This is a genomic window from Novosphingobium sp., assembly GCF_019748365.1.
GTDB lineage: Bacteria > Pseudomonadota > Alphaproteobacteria > Sphingomonadales > Sphingomonadaceae > Novosphingobium.
Genome location: NZ_JAIEPN010000003.1, coordinates 62,532 through 82,674, shown reverse-complemented (window position 1 = coordinate 82,674; position 20,143 = coordinate 62,532). Strand labels below are relative to the sequence as shown.

Below are 20,143 nucleotides of genomic sequence, written 5' to 3'. Positions count from 1 at the left end.
CGCATGACAGGACTAATGGATGGAAAGCGCGGCCTGATCATGGGCCTCGCCAATGACAAGTCGCTCGCATGGGGGATTGCCCGCAAACTGCATGAGCAAGGCGCCGAACTCGCCTTTTCCTATCAGGGCGAAGCGCTCGAGAAGCGTGTGCGTCCGCTGGCCGCCAGCCTTGGCAGCGATTTTCTGATCGAATGCGATGTGTCCGACATGGCCGCGCTCGATACTGCGTTCGAGACGCTGGCAGCGCGCTGGCCCACGATCGATTTCCTCGTCCATGCCATCGGCTTTTCGGACAAGACCGAGCTGCGCGGGAAGTACATGGACACCTCGCTCGACAACTTCCTGATGACCATGAACATCTCGGTCTACAGCATGGTCGCCGTGACCCGGCGCGCGGCTGCGATGATGCCGCAAGTGCAAGACGAAAGCGGTGGGAAGAGCGGTGGCGGCTCCATTCTGACGTTGACCTACTACGGCGCCGAGAAGGTTATACCGCACTACAACGTCATGGGCGTCGCCAAGGCCGCGCTTGAAGCCAGCGTCCGCTACCTCGCCAATGACTGCGGCCCCGAGGGCATTCGCGTCAACGCCCTGTCCGCCGGCCCGATCAAGACGCTCGCGGCAAGCGGGATCGGCGACTTCCGCTACATCCTGAAATGGAACGAGCTCAATGCGCCGCTGCGTCGCAATGTCACGATTGACGATGTGGGCGGCGCAGGGCTCTACCTGCTTTCCGACCTTGCTTCAGGCGTGACAGGCGAAGTCCATCATGTCGATTCGGGTTATCACACCGTAGGGATGAAGCAGGAAGACGCGCCGGACATCGCTTTGGGCTGACATGAGTGGCCTCGCCAAAGCCCGCAGATGATCAGGGCTGAGGCGGCGTGGTCAAGGGTTCGCTCGGCGATGGTGTCTCAGGCTTGGCGGGCTTGGTCTCACCGTCGCGTTCGCGCTTGAGCTTTGCCTCGTATTCCTTTTCGAGCACTTCAACCCGGGCCTGTTCGGCTGCGGTATCGGCATCGATTGTCTTGAGACGCTTGGCACGCTCTTCTTCGATGAGCTTGCCGAACTGCACGTCGCTGCTCTGCTTCTTCTCGGCATAGGCGCTGTTGATCAGCTGCGACATGCACCCCGTGGCACCGCCCGCGCCGATCGGCGAACAGGAGTTGGTGCCGAATGCGCCAACAGTCTCGTAAGCTTTCACCCTTTGCGTCCAACCCTGATTGACCGAATCATTGGGATTGTCGCGCAGCGGCTTGGGAATGCGGAAACGCTCGGATTCGTCCTTCCGGGCGCACACCGTAATCGAGCCATCAGACGAAGCCGGGCAAGGATCGTCGCCATAGACGATCAGCTGGTTGATCTTCTCGGTGGGATTGTCCTGCGCCTGCACAGCAGAGGGGAGCGGCACGCCAAGAAGCACGACGAGAGCCAATGCAGGGGCAAGGGCGGCGGCAGAACGGCGCTTCATCGCAGATAAGCTCCAACTGGGGGTCATGCCTGGTGGTATAAGGCCTCTATCGCGTGAACGATAGCTGAAGTCCGAGCCTTGCGGTGGATCAAGCGTGACGCGGTCAAATCCGCTTCGAAACCGCGATCGCCACCCGGCAACCCATCCGGATCGCATTGAACAGGAGCGGATAGGCCGGTGCCTTCTCTGCACCCGATGCGAGCGCCGTATCGCGATGCTCGCGCTCGTCATCGCGAAACTCGCGTATCATGCCGGCAAGCTCGGGATCATCCTCGCCGAGCTGTTCGAGCTGCTCGGTGTAGTGACGGTCGATTTCGGTCTCGATCGCCGCAGTGCAGGCCATCGCGGCTTCGGGGCCAATCAGCGCCGTGGCGGCACCAAGCGCAAAGCCGGCAGCAGACCAGAGCGGTTGCAGTACAGTGGGACGTACACCGCGCTTGACCAGCAACGCATCGAAGCGTTCGCGGTGCGCAGCTTCCTGCTGGGCCATCGTCGCGATCTCTCCCGAGATGGCAGTGCGGTCTCCCATCACCGCCAGTTGCCCGGCGTAGATCCGGATCGCTCCAAATTCTCCGGCCTGATTGACCCGCAGCATTGCTTCGCGCGTTTCAGTCATCGTAGTAATCCCTTGCTGGGGCGGCTGAGGAGGACGAAGATCACCACGGCGCTGGCTACCGAGATCAGAAAATTGAAGCCGGCAAGGCTAATGCCGAACATGGTCCAGGCAGGGGTATCGCACCGGATCAGTGGAGCATTCATGATGGACGCCAGCGGATCGCTGCCGAGGCTGGTCGATGAGCATGCTGTTGGCCCCTGCCACCAGCCATATTCGACACCCGCATGTAAGGCACCGATCGCACCGCTGATCCCGATCGCGAGGGCCGCCAGCATGACGAGGGCGTTGCCGAGACGGGTTCCGCGTGTGGCAAGTCCGCCCAGCGCGAAGGCGATCGCGGCAAAATGGGGATAGCGCTGCCACCAGCACATGTCGCAAGGGGCGAGGCCGAAGCCGTACTGTGCGACATAGACGGCCGCGATGAGCGCAGCCGGCACCGCCAGCGCGAGCATGTAGGCCCCCTGCGTGGGGCTTTTCACCGACGCCACCATGATCTCACCGTTTGCGCGAAGCCAGCGCCTGCGGCGCCGTCCGCCCCAGCGTCTGCAGCGCATAGTAGAGCTGGAAGTCGTCGATGCCCTTGGTCTTGAGCTCCTCTGGCGTCATCTTGAAGCGCGGGTCCTGAACCTTGTCGCGCTCGAGATCCTTGTCGTCCTTGATTTCGTTGATCAGGTGACCGCGCAGATCGCTTTCGCGGTAGAAGCGCTGTGCGCGCTTGCGGAGGTCCGGGTCCGAGATCTGCGGCACCGCGATATCGGGATCGATGCCGCCCTCCTGCACCGATCGGCCCGAGGGCGTGTAGTAGCGCGCCGTGGTAAGCTTGAGAGCGGTGTCGCGGGTCAGGGGCATCAATGTCTGCACACTGCCCTTGCCGAAGCTGCGCTGCCCCATCAGGACCGCGCGGTGCTGGTCCTGAAGGGCGCCAGCGACGATCTCGGACGCAGACGCGGAGCCTTCATTGATCAGCACGACCATCGGAATGCCCTTGGCAATATCGCCCGGGGTCATCGATTCGGCGTTGTAGGTCTCGTTGTCCCGCGAATAGCGACCACGCTGCGAGACAATCACGCCGTGATCGAGGAAAAGATCGGAAAGCGCGACCGCCTGATCGAGCAGCCCGCCAGGATTACCGCGCAGATCGAGGACCAGACCGGTCAACCTTCCGTTGGTCTTGGACTTGATCTGCTTGAATGCGTCGAGCACTTCGCTGCCGACATTAGCGCTGAAGCTCGACACCGAGATCACGCCAACATTGCCCTCAACCTTGAAGTCGACCGGCTTCAGTTCGATGATCTGGCGCGTGATCCTGACTTCGATCGGCTCATCTCGGCCGGTGCGAAACAGGGTCAGGCTGATCGAGGTGCCCGGAGGTCCGCGCATCTGGTCCACCGCTTCGTCGAGCGTGCCGCCGTAGATCAGCTTCCCGTTGATATGGGTGATAAAGTCGCCAGCCTTGACACCGGCGGCATCGGCCGGACTGCCCTTGGTGGGCGCAATGACCTTTACCGCGCCATCATCCATCGTAACCGAAAGACCGAGCCCGCCGTAGGACCCATCGGTCTGGGTGCGCAGGTTCTCGAAATCACGCGCGTCGAGATAGGAACTGTGCGGATCAAGCGCCGCAAGCATGCCGCTAATCGCGCCCTTGATCAGCTTGTCGTCATCGACCGGCTCGACGTAACTCGTCTTGATCCGCTCGTAGACTGCCATGAGCTTGCTGAACTCCGGCCCCGAACGCGCGTCAACGGCGGCAAGCCCGGCTGTGGTCGCCGGAATCAGCGCGACGGCGCTGACAAGGGCAGCAGCACGCAGCAAGGGAACAAACTTGAACGCCATGATCATCTTTCGGCAAAGAGTGCAGAGCCTTGCGTTGCTTCTATAGAGCCACGACGATTAACGCCAGATGGGCCAGCGCCATGCAGAAAGGGCAATTACCGCCCGATCAGCGCCAGCGGATTGACCGGCGTTCCATCCTTGCGCAGTTCGATCGTCATCGAAGGCCGGCCGGGCCCCGCCAGGCCAAGCGGCGAACCTTGCAGCACCTTGGCCGCGACGGCGACGTCCAGCCTTCCAAGGTTGGTGATGAGCGACGTCCAGCCGCCATCATGGTCGATGATGACGATCCGCCCGAAGCCTCGGTAGTCGCCTGCAAAGGCGACACGGCCGGCCGCGGGTGCGACAACTTGTGCGCCTGCCGCAGGTGCGAGCGTCACGCCGATTGAACGGGTCGCGCCGGTCATATCGCCAAACCCGCTTACGATCCGGCCGCTCACCGGCATGATCCACGAAAAGCCATCGGCAGGCGTGCGAACAGGTGCACGCTCGTCAACAACCAGCATGGAGCCGGGGCGATCGGGCCGGGGGACGGGGCCGGGCAGGGCGGCAAGCTCGCTGCGCAAAGCGCCGTCGGTGCGCAATCGTTCCATCAAGGCGGCAATATCGCGGGTGTCCTCGGCAAGTGCCAACGCGCGATCAGCTTCGCGGCTGGCGATGCCCTGAGCACTGCGTAAAGCGATGCGCTGGCGACTCTCCACCGCAACCAGTTGCTGGCGACGCACCGTCAGCACCTCCTCGCTGGCCTTGAGGTTCGCGGCTGCCCGTCGTGCGCGATCCTGCAGTTGGCGACCACGCACAATTTCCGAACGCAGCCCGGCGGTCCGGCGCTGGACTTCCGGCAACATCGTTTCAAGAACAGCGCGGAGATAGACCGTCTCACGCACGGTATCCGCACGCATCAAACTGAATACGAGCGGGCGGCGCGACATCAACTGGAGAGCAGCGGTCAGCCGCACCACTGGTTCCTGCCGGGCTGCAATGCGCAGCCGCAATGCCGCACGTTGTCGGTCAATCTCGCGCACACTGGCCTGTGCCAGCGCGATCTCTGCCTCGGATTGCTGAATTCGGGCGGCAACCGCCGCAGCCTCGCTGGCGGTCCGATCGGCAGCGGCAGTTGCACGCTGCGCGGCCTCTTCCAGCGCATCACCGCGCTTTCGGGCCTCTGCCAAGGCTTGGGTAGCAGCGCGCAGTGCGTCGCCGGCCTGATCGGCACTTTCAAACGGCGCATCCTGCGCGAGGCTCTGCCAGCCCGCGAGGCCCGCCAGCGACAAGGTCAAGGCGATGAATGCCGAGCGTGACGTCATGGCTTCAGCCATCGCGATGGTAGGGGTGGCCGGAAAGGATGCTTGTGGCCCGCCAAAGCTGCTCGGCAAGCATCGCTCGGGCCAGCATGTGCGGCCAGGTGGCGGCCCCGAACGCGAGCAAGAGGTCCGCCTCTTGCCTGAGCGTCGCCTCATGCCCATCCGCCGCGCCGATCAGGAAGCGCACTTCGCGAACACCATCGTCGCGCCAACGACCCAACAACGCGGCAAAGGCAGTGGATTCGAGTTGCTTGCCGCGCTCGTCGAGGGCCACGGTGCGCATTGGTGAGACCGTTGAAGGAGGAATCGCGCCACCGCGATCAGGCAACTCCGTAACCTTGAAGCCCCAGGTGATCCGGCGCGCGTAGCGATCAACGAGCTCCGCCTCGGGCGAGCGACCAATCTTTCCGCGGGCGATCACGTGAAGGAGCATGATCTTGCCCTAGCCCAGAACGACGGCGCAATGAATCCCTGCGCTTCCGGAGCTGTGGAGTGCCGGACCTGACTCAGGCTGCGCCTTGATCTCCGAAGGCCCACATGCGCTCGAGATTGTAGAAGCTGCGCACTTCGGGCCGGAAGAGATGGACGACAATGTCACCCGCGTCGATCAAGACCCAGTCTGCGGCCGGAAGGCCTTCGATCCGGACATGACCGAAGCCACCCTGCTTGATCCGCTCCGCAAGCTTCTGTGCCATGGCTGCGACCTGACGCGTCGAGCGGCCCGAGGCGATCACCATATGATCAGCCACCGAGCTCTTGCCCTCAAGCGGGATCGTGACAATTTCCTGCGCCTGATCATCATCGAGCGAACGCAGGACCAGTTCCAGCATCGTTCCCGGCGCAGCGGCCAATGATTCCGAAGCGGAATTGGAGGTGATGCCGGTATCGACCGGCAAAGGCTGTGGGCTTGTCATGGGTGTGTAGATGGTCTCCATGGCTGACAGTTCAATGTTCCTAGGTTGAAGTGGCTTGGCCGGGGCTGCGCGGCCAAAAGGGCATTCGAGAGCAGAACGGCGCTCAACGCGCCCTCTCCCGTGCGGCTGCACCAATCGGCCGGTGGGTTAGCATATCGCTCTGATGCACGAGCGGGACACGGCAATACCAGTCAGGATCTGCCGCACGGAGAGCCGTTGCAGACCGGGCATCGGGGTCAAAACGCAAGATGACCAGCGCCGGGGCGCTCCGCTTCGCGCCGATGAAATCCTGACTGTGCCGCCGACGCCAGCGGCGCAGCCATGCCATGGCGGGGCTCGTCATAGCCCTACCATCATAGCCCGGACGGGCAACAACAGCAATCGGCATCTCGCGTGCGATCCGGCGCCAGCCCCGCCAGCGATGAAACTGCGCAAGATTGTCCGTTCCCATGAGCCACACAAAACGCCGCTTGGGATAGCGGCGCTTGAGCATGCGAAGCGTATCGAGTGTGTAGCGCGTACCGGCTTCAGCTTCGATCGCCGTTACCTGGATCGGCGCACCGCGAGCGGCCCTCCGCGCCGATGCGAAGCGGGCAGCGAGCGGCGCCATCCCGGCTACAGGCTTGAGGACGTTGCCCGGAGACACCAGCCACCACACCTCGTCCAGCCCCAAGGCCTCGCGCGCGAAGAAGCTGATTCGCCGATGCCCTCCATGCGCAGGGTTGAAACTGCCGCCAAGCAGGCCGGTAAGCACGGGTTTCAGGGGCGGATCTGCCCGGAGCCGAGGACGAGCCACTTGTAGGTGGTCAACCCTTCGAGAGCGACTGGCCCCCGCGCATGCAGGCGCCCGGTCGCAATGCCGATCTCGGCGCCCAATCCGAACTCGCCGCCATCTGCAAACTGACTCGAGGCGTTGTGGATGACGATGGCGCTGTCGACCTCGGACAGGAATCTGGCAGCGACATCCTCATCGTCGGTGACGATGGCATCCGTATGCCCCGAAGCATGGCGCGCGATATGCGCAAGCGCGCCATCGAGCCCATCGACTACGGCGACCGAAAGCACGGCATCGAGATACTCGGTGTCCCAATCGGAAGGGTCAGCGGGCTTGATCCTGGGATCGATTGCGCAGGCCCGTGCGTCACCACGCAGCTCGCACCCGGCTTCGAGCAGCGGCGCAACGAGACCATGCGGATCGGAGAACTGGGCATCGACCAACAGCGTTTCCATCGAGCCACAGATGCCGGTACGGCGCATCTTGGCGTTGAACGCAATGTCCTTGGCCATCGCGGGATTCGCTGATCTGTCGATAAATGTGTGGTTGATACCATCCAGATGCGCGAGCACCGGCACGCGCGCATCGGCCTGGACCCGGGCAACAAGGCTCTTGCCGCCCCGTGGAATGATCATGTCGATCAAACCGGCCGCAGCAAGCATCGCACCGACAGCGGCGCGGTCCTGGGTCGGCATCAGTTGCACAGCCTCGGCAGGAACGCCGCCCTCGACCAGACCCTGGACCAGCGCCTTGTGGATGGCGCGATTGGAGCGGGCTGCTTCACTCCCGCCCCGCAGCAACGCTGCATTGCCCGAGCGCACGCATAGCACCGCTGCATCGGCCGTCACGTTCGGACGGCTTTCGTAGATGATTCCAATCAGACCGATCGGCACGCGCACCCTGCGCAAGACCAGTCCATTGGGCGGACGGGTTTCGTCGATGATCTGACCAACGGGATCATCGAGGGTGGCTACCTGTTCAACTGCAGCCGCAATCGCCTCGATCCGCGCTGGATCCAGCCGCAAACGATCTACCATCGCGGACGACAACCCACCCGCAATGCCATCCGCGACATCAAGTGCATTGGCTTCCAGAATCTCCGGCTCAGCCCGGCGCAGGGCTGCAGCGGCGAGCCGCAGTGCTTGCGCACGCTGGGCGGACGGCATGCTTGCCAGCACGCGCTGCGCGGCACGGCCAGCGCGGGCGAGACGTTGCACGAGGGCAGGGGCATCGACCGCCTCTGCGCTCTGCTTGGCAGGATCGGCGGTGGCTACGGGAGAAACGTGCGCGTTCATTGTGCGCCCTTATCATCCCCGCCAAGTGCTGTCAGCCGGAATGGCTGAAGCAGCCCACCAACCGCCGAGTCGCCAACATTTGCCGTTTACCCGAGCGGCTGGCTTCAGGAACCGTCCGCCGCACAGTGGCTTCAAACTCGCTTGCAGCACAGTTCGTCGACTGATTTGCACGGTTCATCTTGCTCGGCTCCCGGTGGATTCGACCGACCTGGCGGGGGCGACTAAGCGGCACGCTCCCAAAAACGATCATGCAGCACGTAGGGACGGGGGTCGCTATCTTACCAGTAACAACTCGGTCCAAGGCGGGGCCGCCAAAGGATGGCGGTCGTCCGCCAACCCGCTGGCGGGCACTCGTGGACCGGGTGCACAGCTGGTTCCCCGACCGCGAGTTCTTCATGCGCTCGAACGGTCATGTTCGCTTTATCCGTGTTTCTGCCAAGCTGCAGATGCGCGTCGCCGGGGCCGTGGCAGGCGCTGTCCTGCTATGGGTGCTGATGATGGGCTGGATGGTCATCAGCCAGGCCATTGCCGTTTACAATCAAGCCTCGCTGCTGGAACGAGAAGCTGCGGTCGCGACAGCCGAAAGCCGCGTCGCGAAGTATCGATCGGGGCTCGGCTCGGTCGCCAGCGATCTCGCCAAAAGACAGGACTTCATCGAGAAGAGCGTGCAGGGCGCGATCGGTCAGCTGCCGCGGACACTGCCTTCTGGGACAGTCTCGGACAGCACCGACGAGGCGGGCAAGACCGTGCGCAAGATTTCGATGATTTTGCCTGAGGCGACCGGCCTCGCCAAAATCGAGGCTCGCCAGCTTGCCTTCATCGAAGCCTTGACCCGTTACGCCGACATGCGCTCGGCCCGCGCGGAGACCGCCATGCGCCGTCTTGGGCTGAACCCCAGGGTTGTGGCTGCGTCGGACCGCAGCGCGATGGGTGGTCCGCTGATTCCGATGACTACCGGTCAAGGAAACACACTGGATCCGCGGTTCGCGCGCTTCGGTGCTAGCCTTGCCCGTATGAGCGCGATGGAACACGCTCTGGTGCGCATCCCCAATACGCTTCCGGCAAGCGTGGACTCCATCTCGAGCGGGTTTGGCTACCGCGTCGATCCCTTTACCGGAGGTGGCGCATTCCACGCAGGCCTTGATTTTCGCGGCCCGATCGGTGCGCCGATTCGCGCAGCTGCCGCCGGCACTGTGAGCTTTACGGGCGCCAAGCAAGGGTACGGTACTTGCGTGGAAATCAGCCACGGCAACGGTCTGATGACACGTTATGCTCACATGTCGCGGATCATGGCACGCGTCGGCGAGGTCGTTGGGCCGGGCCGGGTGATCGGCGCAATTGGCAGCAGCGGCCGATCGACTGGACCTCATTTGCATTTTGAGGTGCGGGTCGCCGATCGACCGGTTGATCCGCGACCGTTTCTGGAGGCGATGCCGCATGTTTTCCAAGAAGCCAACGCCAGGGCCGGACATGGGCACCCGGACGTCCGGGCAAGGTAGCGCCATGGCTGCGACCACGTTTTCCGTGCTTGGCGCCGATCTTGCTGTAAAGGGCGATATCACTGCCAGCGCTGAGCTGCATATCGATGGCCATGTCGAAGGTGACATCACGTGCTCCGGCCTCGTTCAGGGCGAGGCAAGCGCAATCCACGGGGCGATTCGCGCCCAGACTGCGCGCTTGGCTGGCACTGTTCGAGGCGGAATCGAGGTCGGCCAACTTGTGGTGCTCAAGACTGCCCGCATTCACGGCGATGTGAAGTATGACGCGCTGACAATCGAACAGGGTGCGCACATCGACGGCAGGCTCAGCCACGGACTTGAGCCTATTGATAGCGAGACGCCACTGGATCTTGCCAACTGATAAACAAAACCCCTCCCGGCAGGGGAGGGGTTTATATGTTCGACTGCCCTTCAACGGCAGGGCAGTGCAAGACAGAAGGTCAGCTGTCAGACAGCCCTTCGGCACGGCGGGCTTCGAGCCACGCAGCCGCTTCGGCTTCCTGCGCAGCCTGTGATGCCGCCTTGGCCTGAGCCTCACGCTCGGCGCGCAGCTCCTCGATGAGTGCCTCACGGTCGTTGCCGAGACGCAGGTTGCTGGCCGTATCATCCTCCTCGATCCCGGCGCGCTTGGCAGCCTTGGCGACCAGCGCATCGAGCTCACGCTGCGAACACAGACCCAGCGTAACCGGATCCTTCGGGTTGATGTTCGAAATGTTCCAGTGGCTTCGATCGCGGATCGCGGCAATCGTGTTGCGCGTTGTACCGATCAGCTTGCCGATTTGCGCATCCGAGATCTCAGGATGATGGCGCAGGATCCAAGCGATGCCGTCCGGCTTATCCTGCCGCTTCGAGACCGGCGTATAGCGCGGCCCCTTCGTGCGACTGACCGAAATCGGCGCCTTCTGCATGCGCAGTCGATACTCGGGATTGGCCTGACCGCGCTCGATCTCGCTCTGTGTCAGTTCGCCGGAATGCACAGGATCGCGACCAGTGTACTTGGCACCGGCCAGATCATCGGCCATCGCCTGCACTTCGAGGATGTGCAATCCGCAGAACTCGGCAATCTGCTCGAACGTCAGCGCGGTGTTGTCGACAAGCCACGATGCCGTGGCATGCGGCATCAGCGGAAAGGTTGACTGGTTGCTCAAGGGGAGCCCCTCCGGACAGCGGAAACAATAAGGGCCGCCCCTTGCGGAGCGGCCATCGTGCCCGCGATGTAGGCGACAGGGCAGCTCACGGCAAGCCCATTCCCATCAATTCAGCTGCGAAGTTGGCCTTGCAGGTTATTGATCCGCCACGAGGACGATCTTGCCGATATGGGTGCCTGCCTCCATCCGGGCGTGTGCCGCAGCCGCCTCGCGCAAGGGGAACGCCATATCCATCACCGGCCGGAGCTGACCGTCCGCAACGAGAGGCCAGACCGTCTTGTGGATCTCGTCTGCCAGCAAACCCTTGAATTCGTTTGATCGCGGTCGGAGCGTCGAGCCCGTAAGCGTAAGCCTCCGGCGCATTACCTCGGCCATGTTCAGTTCCGCACGTACACCGCCTTGCACCGCAATGGTCACATGCCGACCATCTTCAGACAGGCACTTCAGATTTCGGGCGACATAGTCCCCGGCCACCATGTCGAGCACGAGCTGGACGCCGACACCATCGGTGATTCGCGCGACTTCCTCGACAAAATCGCTGGCCTTGTAATCGATGGCATAGGCCGCACCGAGTGCCAGCGCAGCTGCACACTTGTCCGGCCCGCCACAAGTCACAATCACCTCAAGACCGAACAGCTTGCCGAGCAGGATCGCCATCGTACCGATCCCGCTGGTGCCGCCGTGCACAAGGACGCGCTCGCCTTCGGTCGCCCATCCGCGTTCGAAAACATTGTGCCAGACGGTAAACAGCGTTTCCGGCAGTGCGGCCGCCTGATCAAGCGGCAACCCCTCTGGGACAGGCAGGCACAAGGCCGCCTCGGCCAGGCAATACTCGGCATACCCGCCGCCGGCGACCAATGCGCAGACCATTTGGCCAACGAACGGCGTCGTGACGCCATCGCCCATCGCGACAACCTGCCCAGCAACTTCAAGGCCGGGAATGGGAGAAGCGCCGGGCGGTGGTGGATAAAAGCCCTGACGCTGGATCACATCTGGTCGATTGACCCCGGCGTAAGCGACCCGAAGAAGGACTTGCCCAGCACCCGGGACAGGAACCGGCAACGTTTCCGGCCGCAGCACATCTGGCGCACCCGGAGAATCAAACCCCACGGCGGTCATTGTCGCTGGTACCGACTTCATGCCATGCCCCCTGATCCGCTGCAGCGCGTCTGGTATTTGATTGCGCCGCCGATTGGTAAACAATTCGCTGCGCCAAGTACCTACGGAGCCGGTTGACAGCAAGGCTTATGCAGTCACAAACTGTGACGCGATGGAACTTGATGAGCGCCCGCGCCCCAAAGGCGATATGGCCAGCCAACTGGCCTTGGAGACGCTTGACAGTTATTCGCACCACGAACTCGACGAGCGGATCGCGTTGCTGGAAGCGGAGATCGCCCGCGTCGTCGCGCATCGCGACAAGGCCGCGGCGCATCGACGTGCGGCGGAAGCGTTATTTGGCACGCCCTCGTCACAGGGCAGTGGATCATGATCGGCGCCGCCCTTCACGTAAGCGGGCGGCGTACCCATATTGTCACTGAGCCGGGCTTTGCGCTCGACCGGATGTCCCTTTTGCGCAGCTTCGGTTTAGCCCCGGTTAAGCGCAAACATGTTCATCTCCCGCAAGGGAACCAGCAGAACTCGGCCACCCCGCGGCCGACCAGAAAGAAGTGCCATGCCCAGTTTCGCGCAAAGCCTTGAGAAAACGCTGCATTCTGCGCTCAGCAATGCATCGGAGCGCAGCCATGAGTATGCGACTCTGGAGCATCTCCTGCTCGCATTGATCGACGACCCCGATGCCGCACAGGTCATGCAGGCCTGCGGCGTCGATCTGGGCGATCTTGGCGAGGTGGTTCGCCAATACCTCGACCAGGAATATCAATCGCTCAAGACGCAGGACAAGGCCGATCCGCAGCCGACAGCCGGCTTCCAGCGCGTGATCCAGCGCGCCATCCTCCATGTCCAGTCATCGGGCAAGGACACGGTGACAGGCGCCAACGTGCTTGTGGCCCTATTTTCCGAGCGCGACTCTTATGCGGTCTACTTCCTGCAGCAGCAGGACATGAGTCGGCTCGACGCGGTGAGCTTCATCAGCCACGGCATCGGCAAGGGCGGTCGGCAGGTCGAAAGCCGCAGCCCCAAGGGCAGCGAGGAAGCTCAGCCACAGCAGGAAGAGAAGGCCGACGCCAAGGGCGGCGCGAAAAAGGATTCGGCCCTCGACCAATTCACCGTCAATCTCAACGACAAGGCACTGAGCGGCAAGGTCGACCCTCTGATCGGCCGCGGCCCCGAAGTGGATCGCACGATCCAGATCTTGTGCCGGCGGTCCAAGAACAACCCGCTCTATGTGGGCGATCCTGGCGTAGGCAAGACGGCCATCGCAGAAGGCCTCGCACGCAAGATCGTCGAGGGTGAAGTACCGGAGGTCCTCAGCGAGGCCGTGATCTACTCGCTCGACATGGGCGCGCTGCTCGCGGGCACGCGCTATCGCGGTGATTTCGAGGAACGGCTGAAGCAGGTCGTGTCGGAACTCGAGAAGATGCCGCACGCGATCCTGTTCATCGACGAGATACACACGGTGATCGGCGCTGGCGCAACCAGTGGCGGTGCGATGGACGCGTCCAACCTCCTCAAGCCTGCACTCTCGGGCGGCACGATCCGGTGCATCGGTTCCACCACCTACAAGGAATTCCGCAATCACTTCGAGAAAGACCGCGCCTTGCTGCGCCGGTTCCAGAAGATCGATGTGAACGAGCCGACGATCGAGGACACGATCAAGATCCTCAAGGGCCTGCGCAGTGCCTTCGAGGAACACCACAAGGTTCGTTATACGCCGGACGCGATCAAAACCGCGGTGGAACTCTCGGCGCGCTACATCAACGACCGCAAGTTGCCGGACAAGGCGATCGACGTGATCGACGAAGTTGGCGCGATGCAGATGCTGGTGCCGCCTTCAAAGCGCAAGAAGGTGATTACCGCGCGCGAGATCGAGCAGGTCATCGCGACGATGGCGCGCATCCCCCCCAAGTCTGTCTCCAGCGACGACAAGAAAGTGCTCGAGCATCTCGACCGCGATCTCAAGCGGCTGGTGTTCGGTCAGGACAAGGCAATCGAAGTCCTGTCCTCAGCGATGAAACTCAGCCGCGCCGGCCTTCGCGATCCGGACAAGCCGATCGGCTCGTTCCTGTTCTCCGGCCCCACCGGTGTCGGCAAAACCGAAGTGGCGCGCAGCCTTGCCCAGATCATGGGTATCCCGTTGCAGCGCTTCGACATGTCGGAATACATGGAACGTCATTCCGTGAGCCGCCTGATCGGCGCTCCTCCGGGTTACGTCGGCTTCGATCAGGGCGGTCTGCTTACCGATGCGATCGACCAGCAGCCGCATTGCGTCCTGCTGCTCGACGAGATCGAGAAGGCGCACCCGGATCTTTTCAACATCCTGCTGCAGGTTATGGATAATGGCCGGCTTACCGATCACCACGGCAAAACGGTCGACTTCCGCAACGTCGTGCTGATCATGACAACCAATGCCGGCGCCAGCGACATGGCGCGGCAGGGGATCGGCTTCGGCGATGTGTCCAAGGCGGATGCGGGCGATGAGGCGGTGAAGAAGATGTTCACCCCCGAATTCCGCAACCGGCTCGATGCGATTGTACCGTTCGCCTACCTGCCGCCGGAAGTCGTCAGCCGGGTCGTTGACAAGTTTATCCTCCAGCTCGAGCTGCAGCTGGCTGAGCAGAACGTGCACATCCAGTTCGACAGCGATGCCCGTGCCTGGCTCGCCAAGCAGGGCTATGACCGGCTGTATGGCGCGCGCCCGATGGGCCGCGTCATCCAGGAGAAGGTCAAGAAGCCGCTCGCCGAGGAGTTGCTGTTCGGCAAGCTTGCCAACGGCGGCGAAGTCCATGTCAGCCTCAAGGAAGAGGAAGGCAAGCCGACGGCGCTTTCGTTCGAGCTGACTCCTGCGGCGCCGAAGCTGGTCAAGAAGAAGGCGCGCAAGGGCAAGGGCGGGTCGGCCACGGCAGAGGAGCCGAATGCCGATGAAGCCTGATACCGGCGACCATTGAAGCAAGGGGCGGAGCCTTCGGGTCTCCGCCCTTTTTGTCTCTGGCAACCCGAAGGCTATCCCGGCATTCATTTCATCATGGCCGGTTGTTTCACGTGGATCAAAGCGGAGCCGATGGGCATCCGCATCGTTCCGGCAAACGCCTGGATCGATCCCGCGCGCCCTGTCGAGCACGCGTTGGTGACACATGGCCACGCAGACCACGCGCGGGGAGGACATGGCCGGACCGTGGCAACCTCAGAGACCCTGGCGATCATGGCGGTTCGCTATGGAGTCGCGGACGGGGCGGTTACTGCCCGCTACCACGAGCCGATTGCGATCGGCGGGGGGGTAACCGCAACCTTTCTTCCAGCCGGGCACGTGCTGGGCTCTGCGCAGATCCTTCTACAGCATGCCGATGAACGGGTGATCGTGACGGGGGACTACAAGCGGAGTCCGGATCCGACATGCCCGCCGTTTGCTGTCACCCCGTGCGACCTCTTCATAACCGAGGCCACATTTGGCTTACCGGTCTTCCGCCATCCGCCGATCAGCACCGAGATCGCGAAGCTGCTCACCGCTCGCGAGGCGAACCCGAACCGTTGTGTGCTGGTGGGCGCATATGCCCTTGGGAAAGCGCAGCGGATCATCGCCGAACTGCGAGCCGCTGGCTGGGATCAACCAATCTATCTCCATGGCGCTATGGAGGCGATGTGCCGCCTTTATCAGACGCTGGGCGTTCCGCTCGGCAACCTGCGATCGGTTGCCGGCGTGCCGAAGAGTGCTCTGGCTGGTGCAATTGTCATCTGCCCGCCTTCCGCACTCAATGACCGCTGGAGCCGGCGGCTGCCCGATCCGCTGACGGCGATGGCCAGTGGATGGATGCGCGTGCGTCAGCGCGTGCGCCAGCGCGGCGTGGAGCTGCCGCTCGTCATCTCGGATCACGCCGATTGGGACGAACTGACCACAACCATTGCCGAGGTGAATCCTGGCGAGACATGGATCACGCACGGACGCGAAGATGCTCTTCTGCGCTGGTGCGAACTGCATCAGCGCAAGGCCCGTGCACTCGCATTGACCGGTTACGAGGACGAAGATGACTGATTCGTTCGCTCCCGGAAACGGCAGGCGCTGATGCAGCGGTTTGCAGCCCTTCTCGACAGCCTGTTGCTGACGCCCTCGCGTAACGAGAAGCTGGAGCTCATTTCAGGATTGCTGCGTGAAACGCCTGATCCGGATCGCGGCTGGGCACTAGCAGCGCTGACCGGCGCGGTCGATTTTCCAGCGATCAAGGCCGGTACGGTCAGGAGTCTGATGGCCGATCGGGTCGATCCGATCCTGTGGACGCTTTCGCGCGATTTCGTGGGCGATACGGCCGAAACCGCGAGCCTGCTCTGGCCGGAGCCGGAGAATGGCTCGCTCGAACCACCACCCACACTTGGCGAAGTCGTCGCCGCCATGTCACAAGCCACGCGTTCGAACGCGCCGCTAGTGTTGGCCGGTCTGCTGGACAGGCTTGATACACCCGGGCGCTATGCGCTGATCAAGTTTGCCACCGGCGCACTGCGCATTGGTATTTCGGCGCGTCTGGCCAAAGTTGCCTTTGCGCAGGCGTTCGCCGTGTCGGTCGATAAGGTCGAAGAGTACTGGCACGGATTGGAACCGCCATACGCGGACCTCTTTGCCTGGGCCACGGGAACTGCGCCCCCGCCACGTACGGATCTGCTGCCGCTCTTCCGTCCATTCATGCTCGCCCATCCGCTGGAGAACGAGGCCATCAGCCTCGCCGACTATGTGGCGGAATGGAAATGGGATGGCATCCGGGTTCAACTCGTCCATGTCGGCGGCGAAACGAGGGTCTATTCGCGCGGTGGAGATGAAATCTCGGCAAGCTTCCCCGAGATCGCAGGCGCGCTGCACATTCCTGCCGTTCTGGATGGCGAACTCCTTGTCCGCGGAGCAGCGCAAGGAGGAGAAGCCGGTGGTGCGGCCAGCTTCAACGCGCTGCAGCAGCGGCTTGGCCGAAAAACGGTGTCAAAGGCCATGCTGGCGGACGCGCCTGCCTTTGTCCGGCTCTACGACGTCCTCATGCTGAGCGGCGATGACCTGCGTGAGCAGCCTTGGTCAGAGCGGCGAGCCCGGCTTGAAGCGCTCATGCCGCAGCTTGATCCGGCGCGCTTTGACCTGTCTCAGACCATTGCCGCACAGGACATGGAAGCCCTCGCAGAAATCCGCGCCGGTGCCCGCGATGCGGCCATCGAAGGCATCATGCTCAAGCACCGCCAATCGCCCTACGTGGCAGGGCGGCGGGCCGGCCTGTGGTACAAGTGGAAACGCGCGCCACTGCTGATCGATTGCGTCCTGATGTATGCGCAGCGCGGTTCCGGGAAGCGCTCCTCGTTCTACTCCGACTTTACGTTCGGCTGCTGGAACGGCGATCCGGATGCCGGAGCGGAGTTGCTGCCGGTGGGCAAGGCCTACTTCGGCTTCACCGACGAGGAACTGCGGTTCCTCGATCGGCATGTTCGGCAGCACACGGTGGCGAAGTACGGACCAGTACGGGAAACGGACCGCAGTCTGGTGTTCGAAGTGGCGTTCGACTCAGTCCATCTCAGCAAGCGGCACAAGTCGGGAATGGCAATGCGCTTCCCTCGCATTCACCGGATTCGACAGGACAAACCCCCGCATGAAGCCGATCGGCTGGAGACCTTGCGCGCACTGGTAACTTGATCTCGGTCAAGGCAGCTTGCCCCGATGGCTGGCAAGCAGAGGGTCGCCGTACTTTCGCTTTGGAGTGAGCATTCGTGGCCTCGACGACCGAAACACCCGCTGCCAGTCCTTACGAACGGATCGGAGGCCTGGTTGCTCTGCGCCGGATCACCGACCGCTTCTACGACCTGATGGAGACCGAGCCGGCGTTCGCGACGCTGAGAGCCATGCATGCGCCCGATCTGGCGCCCATGCGCGAATCGCTGTCGCTGTTTCTCGCCGGTTGGAGTGGAGGCCCACGCACATGGTGGGAGGCCAATCCGGGCAAATGCATGGTAAGCCTGCACGCTCCGTTCGGCATCAACCACGAAACTGCAGCCCAGTGGGCCGATGCGATGCGCAATGCTATTGCCGATACCGCACCCGGCGATACTGCAATCGCCGAGGCACTCGCCGACGTGTTGGACCGGATGGCAAGGGGAATGGCAAAGGCTTGATTGGCCTGAAACGAACCACCGGCTAGATTGCTGTCATGCAGAGGTACGATCCAGATCGGCGCAGACTGGCGATTGCCCTTTCCGGACTCGCTGGGTTCGTCGATGCGGTCGGCTTCCTTTCAGCCAATGGCTATTTCGTCTCATTCATGTCCGGCAATTCGACAAGGCTGGGCGTGGCGCTCAGCACCGGATCGCGCGCGGCGTTGATCCCTGCGTTGCTGATTGCCGGATTTGTCTGCGGTGTCACGCTGGGGGCTCTGTTGGCGCTCGGCGTCGGTAGTCGCCGCAAGCCGGTCATCCTGGGGACGGTCGCGTTCCTCTTGCTGATCGGCGCAACAGCGCGCGCCTTGGGCAATGAGCCGATCATGGCGGCCGCCCTGGTGCTGGCTATGGGGGTGACGAACAATACCTTTCAACGCGGCGGTGAAGTCACCGTTGGCTTGACCTACATGACCGGTGCGCTTGTTCGTCTCGGGCAGGGATTGGCTCTGCGGATCGCAGGCAAGGCAGAGGCGGGATGGATACAGTGGGGGCTGCTTTGGGCAGGTCTGCTGATCGGGGCCGTGCTGGGCGCTTTCTTCCAAAGCCAGTGGCCTCTGGGCTGCCTGTGGATCGCGGCAGCCTGGGCGGGAATGATGACCCTCGCCGCAATCAGGCTGCCAGCGGAATCCTGAAAAGCTTCTCGCGCGAAGTTGCGCCGCGCAACAAGACAATCTGCGAGGGCGAAACGGCCAGAACCTGCCCCAGCAGATCGATGGCTGCGGCAGTCGCTTTGCTCTCTTCCGGCTTGGCCCTCACTTTGATGAGGACGCGGCCGGAGACAATCTCCACCCCCTCGCTTCGCGCACCCGGTGTCACTCTGACAGAAAGCCGCCCATTGACGTCCGCCAGTGACCGCAGTGCCTCGGCGGAGGGAAGATCAGTCTTCGGTCGCGCCACGGCCGGTCAGTGCGGTGCTGTGGGCATGTGCATTGCCAACATAGTGCGCAACGCCCAGTTGCATCTCGTGGATGGCTGCATCGGTAAGGTCGCGCATGTAGGCCGCAGGGCGGCCGCCCCAAAGCTGGCGCGAAGCGACGCGCTTGCCCGGCGTGAGCAGTGCGCCCGCTGCCAGCATGCCATCACCCTCGATCACCGCGCCGTTCATTACCACCGAACCAAGTCCCACAAACGCCCGGTCTTCCAACGTGCAGCCATGCAGCATGACCATGTGACCGACGAGAACATCGTCTCCGATCAGCGTGGGGAAGCCCTGCGGATGACGCGGATCGGGACTGTCGCAATGGATTACGGTCCCATCCTGAATGTTGGTACGCGCGCCGATCACGATCCGGTTCACATCTGCGCGGAGCACGCAATTGTACCAGACTGACGCCTCCGGTCCGATCTCGACATCACCGATAATCCGACAGCCCGGTGCGATGAAAGCACTCGGGTGAATACGCGGTGCCTTGCCGTGGATGGCCGCGATGGTTACGTCCTGATGCATGGCGCTCCCTTCAATCCGCCTTGGGCTGGGGCCTGAGGATTCGGTAGAGAATATGCGGTCGCAGCGGATCACCCTCTGCAAGTTCGGGATGATCGAAGTCCTCATCCGGATACCGGATCATGCCCAAGCGTTCCATCAAGCCCCAGCTGCGCGTGTTGGCAAGATTGGTGATCGCCATGATGGCCGTAACCGGCAGGTTGGCCCACGCCCAGGCCAGTGATGCCTCAGCCGCCTCACGCGCATAGCCCTGCCCCCAGGCGTGATGCGCAAGACGCCAGCCGATCTCATGTTCGAAGATAGGCGATCGAGGCGGAAGTATGCCGCAAAAGCCGATGAAATCTCCCTCGACCTTGCGCTCCAAGGCCCAGAAGACGTGACCGTGCTCGCGCTCGATTGAGATCATCCGATCCACCGCAGCGTCACTTTCAGCACGGGTCAGCGGAGGAAGATACTCCATCACCCGTGGATCGCAGGCCATGGCCCAGAATGGCTCGCGGTACGCATCGCGCCAGGGGCGCAGAACAAGCCGCTCTGTCTCGATCATCCCGGCT

The 20,143-nt window shown here is 62.8% G+C and carries 23 protein-coding genes; 9 read left to right on the top strand and 14 right to left on the bottom strand.

From position 1 onward, the window contains the following. Positions 1–3: 3 nt before the first annotated feature. A complete protein-coding gene (fabI, locus tag K5Q19_RS00605) occupies positions 4–837 on the top strand; it encodes an enoyl-ACP reductase FabI (protein WP_292939744.1) in 834 nt (277 codons plus the stop codon). Between the two features lie 31 nt (positions 838–868). Here the strand turns inward: fabI and K5Q19_RS00600 are convergent, their stop codons facing one another. The 9 genes from K5Q19_RS00600 to K5Q19_RS00560 all read right to left on the bottom strand — a co-directional run bounded on the left by K5Q19_RS00600 (position 869) and on the right by K5Q19_RS00560 (position 8,208). Next, positions 869–1,471 carry a hypothetical protein gene (locus tag K5Q19_RS00600; RefSeq protein ID WP_292939741.1) on the bottom strand — a complete coding sequence of 201 codons (603 nt, stop codon included), beginning with the start codon at positions 1,469–1,471 and terminating at the stop codon, positions 869–871. A gap of 103 nt (positions 1,472–1,574) precedes the next feature. Beyond that, on the bottom strand, positions 1,575–2,087 hold the full coding sequence (locus K5Q19_RS00595) for a demethoxyubiquinone hydroxylase family protein (RefSeq protein WP_292939739.1): 513 nt from the start codon (positions 2,085–2,087) through the stop codon (positions 1,575–1,577). Beyond that, the gene (locus tag K5Q19_RS00590) at positions 2,084–2,578 is read right to left on the bottom strand and encodes a disulfide bond formation protein B (protein WP_292939736.1); all 495 of its coding nucleotides are present in this window, start codon (positions 2,576–2,578) and stop codon (positions 2,084–2,086) included. The genes K5Q19_RS00595 and K5Q19_RS00590 overlap by 4 nt, the downstream gene beginning before the upstream one ends. A 4-nt stretch (positions 2,579–2,582) precedes the next feature. Beyond that, the gene (locus K5Q19_RS00585; RefSeq protein ID WP_292939733.1) at positions 2,583–3,923 is read right to left on the bottom strand and encodes a S41 family peptidase; all 1,341 of its coding nucleotides are present in this window, start codon (positions 3,921–3,923) and stop codon (positions 2,583–2,585) included. A 95-nt stretch (positions 3,924–4,018) separates the two neighbouring features. Further along, entirely contained in the window at positions 4,019–5,227 is a 1,209-nt protein-coding gene (locus tag K5Q19_RS00580) for a peptidoglycan DD-metalloendopeptidase family protein (RefSeq protein WP_292939730.1), read from the bottom strand. Positions 5,228–5,231: 4 nt separating this feature from the next. Continuing rightward, complete coding sequence (locus K5Q19_RS00575) at positions 5,232–5,657, bottom strand: 23S rRNA (pseudouridine(1915)-N(3))-methyltransferase RlmH (RefSeq protein WP_292939727.1); 426 nt, start codon at positions 5,655–5,657, stop codon at positions 5,232–5,234. Positions 5,658–5,730: 73 nt separating this feature from the next. Next, a complete protein-coding gene (gene rsfS, locus K5Q19_RS00570) occupies positions 5,731–6,054 on the bottom strand; it encodes a ribosome silencing factor (RefSeq protein WP_292939810.1) in 324 nt (107 codons plus the stop codon). Positions 6,055–6,241: 187 nt separating this feature from the next. Further along, a complete protein-coding gene (locus tag K5Q19_RS00565; protein ID WP_292939724.1) occupies positions 6,242–6,892 on the bottom strand; it encodes a nicotinate-nucleotide adenylyltransferase in 651 nt (216 codons plus the stop codon). 5 nt (positions 6,893–6,897) lie between these two features. Then, positions 6,898–8,208 carry a glutamate-5-semialdehyde dehydrogenase gene (locus tag K5Q19_RS00560; protein WP_292939721.1) on the bottom strand — a complete coding sequence of 437 codons (1,311 nt, stop codon included), beginning with the start codon at positions 8,206–8,208 and terminating at the stop codon, positions 6,898–6,900. A 353-nt stretch (positions 8,209–8,561) separates the two neighbouring features. On the opposite strand from K5Q19_RS00560, the gene K5Q19_RS00555 reads away from it, so the two are divergent. Both K5Q19_RS00555 and K5Q19_RS00550 read left to right on the top strand, forming a co-directional pair. Beyond that, positions 8,562–9,707, top strand: a complete 1,146-nt coding sequence (locus tag K5Q19_RS00555) for a peptidoglycan DD-metalloendopeptidase family protein (RefSeq protein WP_365757894.1) — start codon at positions 8,562–8,564, stop codon at positions 9,705–9,707. Positions 9,708–9,711: 4 nt separating this feature from the next. Continuing rightward, positions 9,712–10,068: a polymer-forming cytoskeletal protein gene (locus K5Q19_RS00550; protein WP_292939718.1), complete on the top strand. Its 357-nt coding sequence runs from the start codon at positions 9,712–9,714 to the stop codon at positions 10,066–10,068. Between the two features lie 79 nt (positions 10,069–10,147). Here the strand turns inward: K5Q19_RS00550 and K5Q19_RS00545 are convergent, their stop codons facing one another. After that, positions 10,148–10,855 (bottom strand): DUF1013 domain-containing protein, encoded by a 708-nt coding sequence (locus tag K5Q19_RS00545; RefSeq protein WP_292939715.1) that lies wholly within the window; start codon positions 10,853–10,855, stop codon positions 10,148–10,150. A gap of 135 nt (positions 10,856–10,990) precedes the next feature. Then, positions 10,991–11,974: an NAD(P)H-quinone oxidoreductase gene (locus K5Q19_RS00540; RefSeq protein ID WP_292939712.1), complete on the bottom strand. Its 984-nt coding sequence runs from the start codon at positions 11,972–11,974 to the stop codon at positions 10,991–10,993. Between the two features lie 151 nt (positions 11,975–12,125). On the opposite strand from K5Q19_RS00540, the gene K5Q19_RS00535 reads away from it, so the two are divergent. The 6 genes from K5Q19_RS00535 to K5Q19_RS00510 all read left to right on the top strand — a co-directional run bounded on the left by K5Q19_RS00535 (position 12,126) and on the right by K5Q19_RS00510 (position 18,777). Further along, complete coding sequence (locus K5Q19_RS00535) at positions 12,126–12,344, top strand: DUF1192 domain-containing protein (protein WP_292939709.1); 219 nt, start codon at positions 12,126–12,128, stop codon at positions 12,342–12,344. A gap of 183 nt (positions 12,345–12,527) precedes the next feature. Continuing rightward, complete coding sequence (gene clpA / locus K5Q19_RS00530; protein ID WP_292939706.1) at positions 12,528–14,903, top strand: ATP-dependent Clp protease ATP-binding subunit ClpA; 2,376 nt, start codon at positions 12,528–12,530, stop codon at positions 14,901–14,903. A gap of 93 nt (positions 14,904–14,996) precedes the next feature. Continuing rightward, positions 14,997–16,001, top strand: coding sequence for a ligase-associated DNA damage response exonuclease (locus K5Q19_RS00525; RefSeq protein WP_292939805.1), 1,005 nt, complete (start codon positions 14,997–14,999; stop codon positions 15,999–16,001). A gap of 30 nt (positions 16,002–16,031) precedes the next feature. Further along, positions 16,032–17,627: a cisplatin damage response ATP-dependent DNA ligase gene (locus tag K5Q19_RS00520; RefSeq protein ID WP_292939703.1), complete on the top strand. Its 1,596-nt coding sequence runs from the start codon at positions 16,032–16,034 to the stop codon at positions 17,625–17,627. 74 nt (positions 17,628–17,701) lie between these two features. After that, the gene (locus tag K5Q19_RS00515; RefSeq protein ID WP_292939700.1) at positions 17,702–18,103 is read left to right on the top strand and encodes a group II truncated hemoglobin; all 402 of its coding nucleotides are present in this window, start codon (positions 17,702–17,704) and stop codon (positions 18,101–18,103) included. A 35-nt stretch (positions 18,104–18,138) separates the two neighbouring features. After that, complete coding sequence (locus tag K5Q19_RS00510) at positions 18,139–18,777, top strand: YoaK family protein (RefSeq protein ID WP_292939697.1); 639 nt, start codon at positions 18,139–18,141, stop codon at positions 18,775–18,777. Here the strand turns inward: K5Q19_RS00510 and K5Q19_RS21930 are convergent. The 3 genes from K5Q19_RS21930 to K5Q19_RS00495 form a co-directional block, all read right to left on the bottom strand. Further along, the gene (locus tag K5Q19_RS21930; protein WP_365757916.1) at positions 18,755–18,934 is read right to left on the bottom strand and encodes a DUF167 domain-containing protein; all 180 of its coding nucleotides are present in this window, start codon (positions 18,932–18,934) and stop codon (positions 18,755–18,757) included. The genes K5Q19_RS00510 and K5Q19_RS21930 overlap by 23 nt on opposite strands. Before the next feature lie 88 nt (positions 18,935–19,022). Then, positions 19,023–19,592, bottom strand: a complete 570-nt coding sequence (locus K5Q19_RS00500) for a gamma carbonic anhydrase family protein (protein ID WP_292939691.1) — start codon at positions 19,590–19,592, stop codon at positions 19,023–19,025. 10 nt (positions 19,593–19,602) lie between these two features. Continuing rightward, the gene (locus K5Q19_RS00495; protein ID WP_292939688.1) at positions 19,603–20,136 is read right to left on the bottom strand and encodes a GNAT family N-acetyltransferase; all 534 of its coding nucleotides are present in this window, start codon (positions 20,134–20,136) and stop codon (positions 19,603–19,605) included. Positions 20,137–20,143 lie beyond the last annotated feature (7 nt).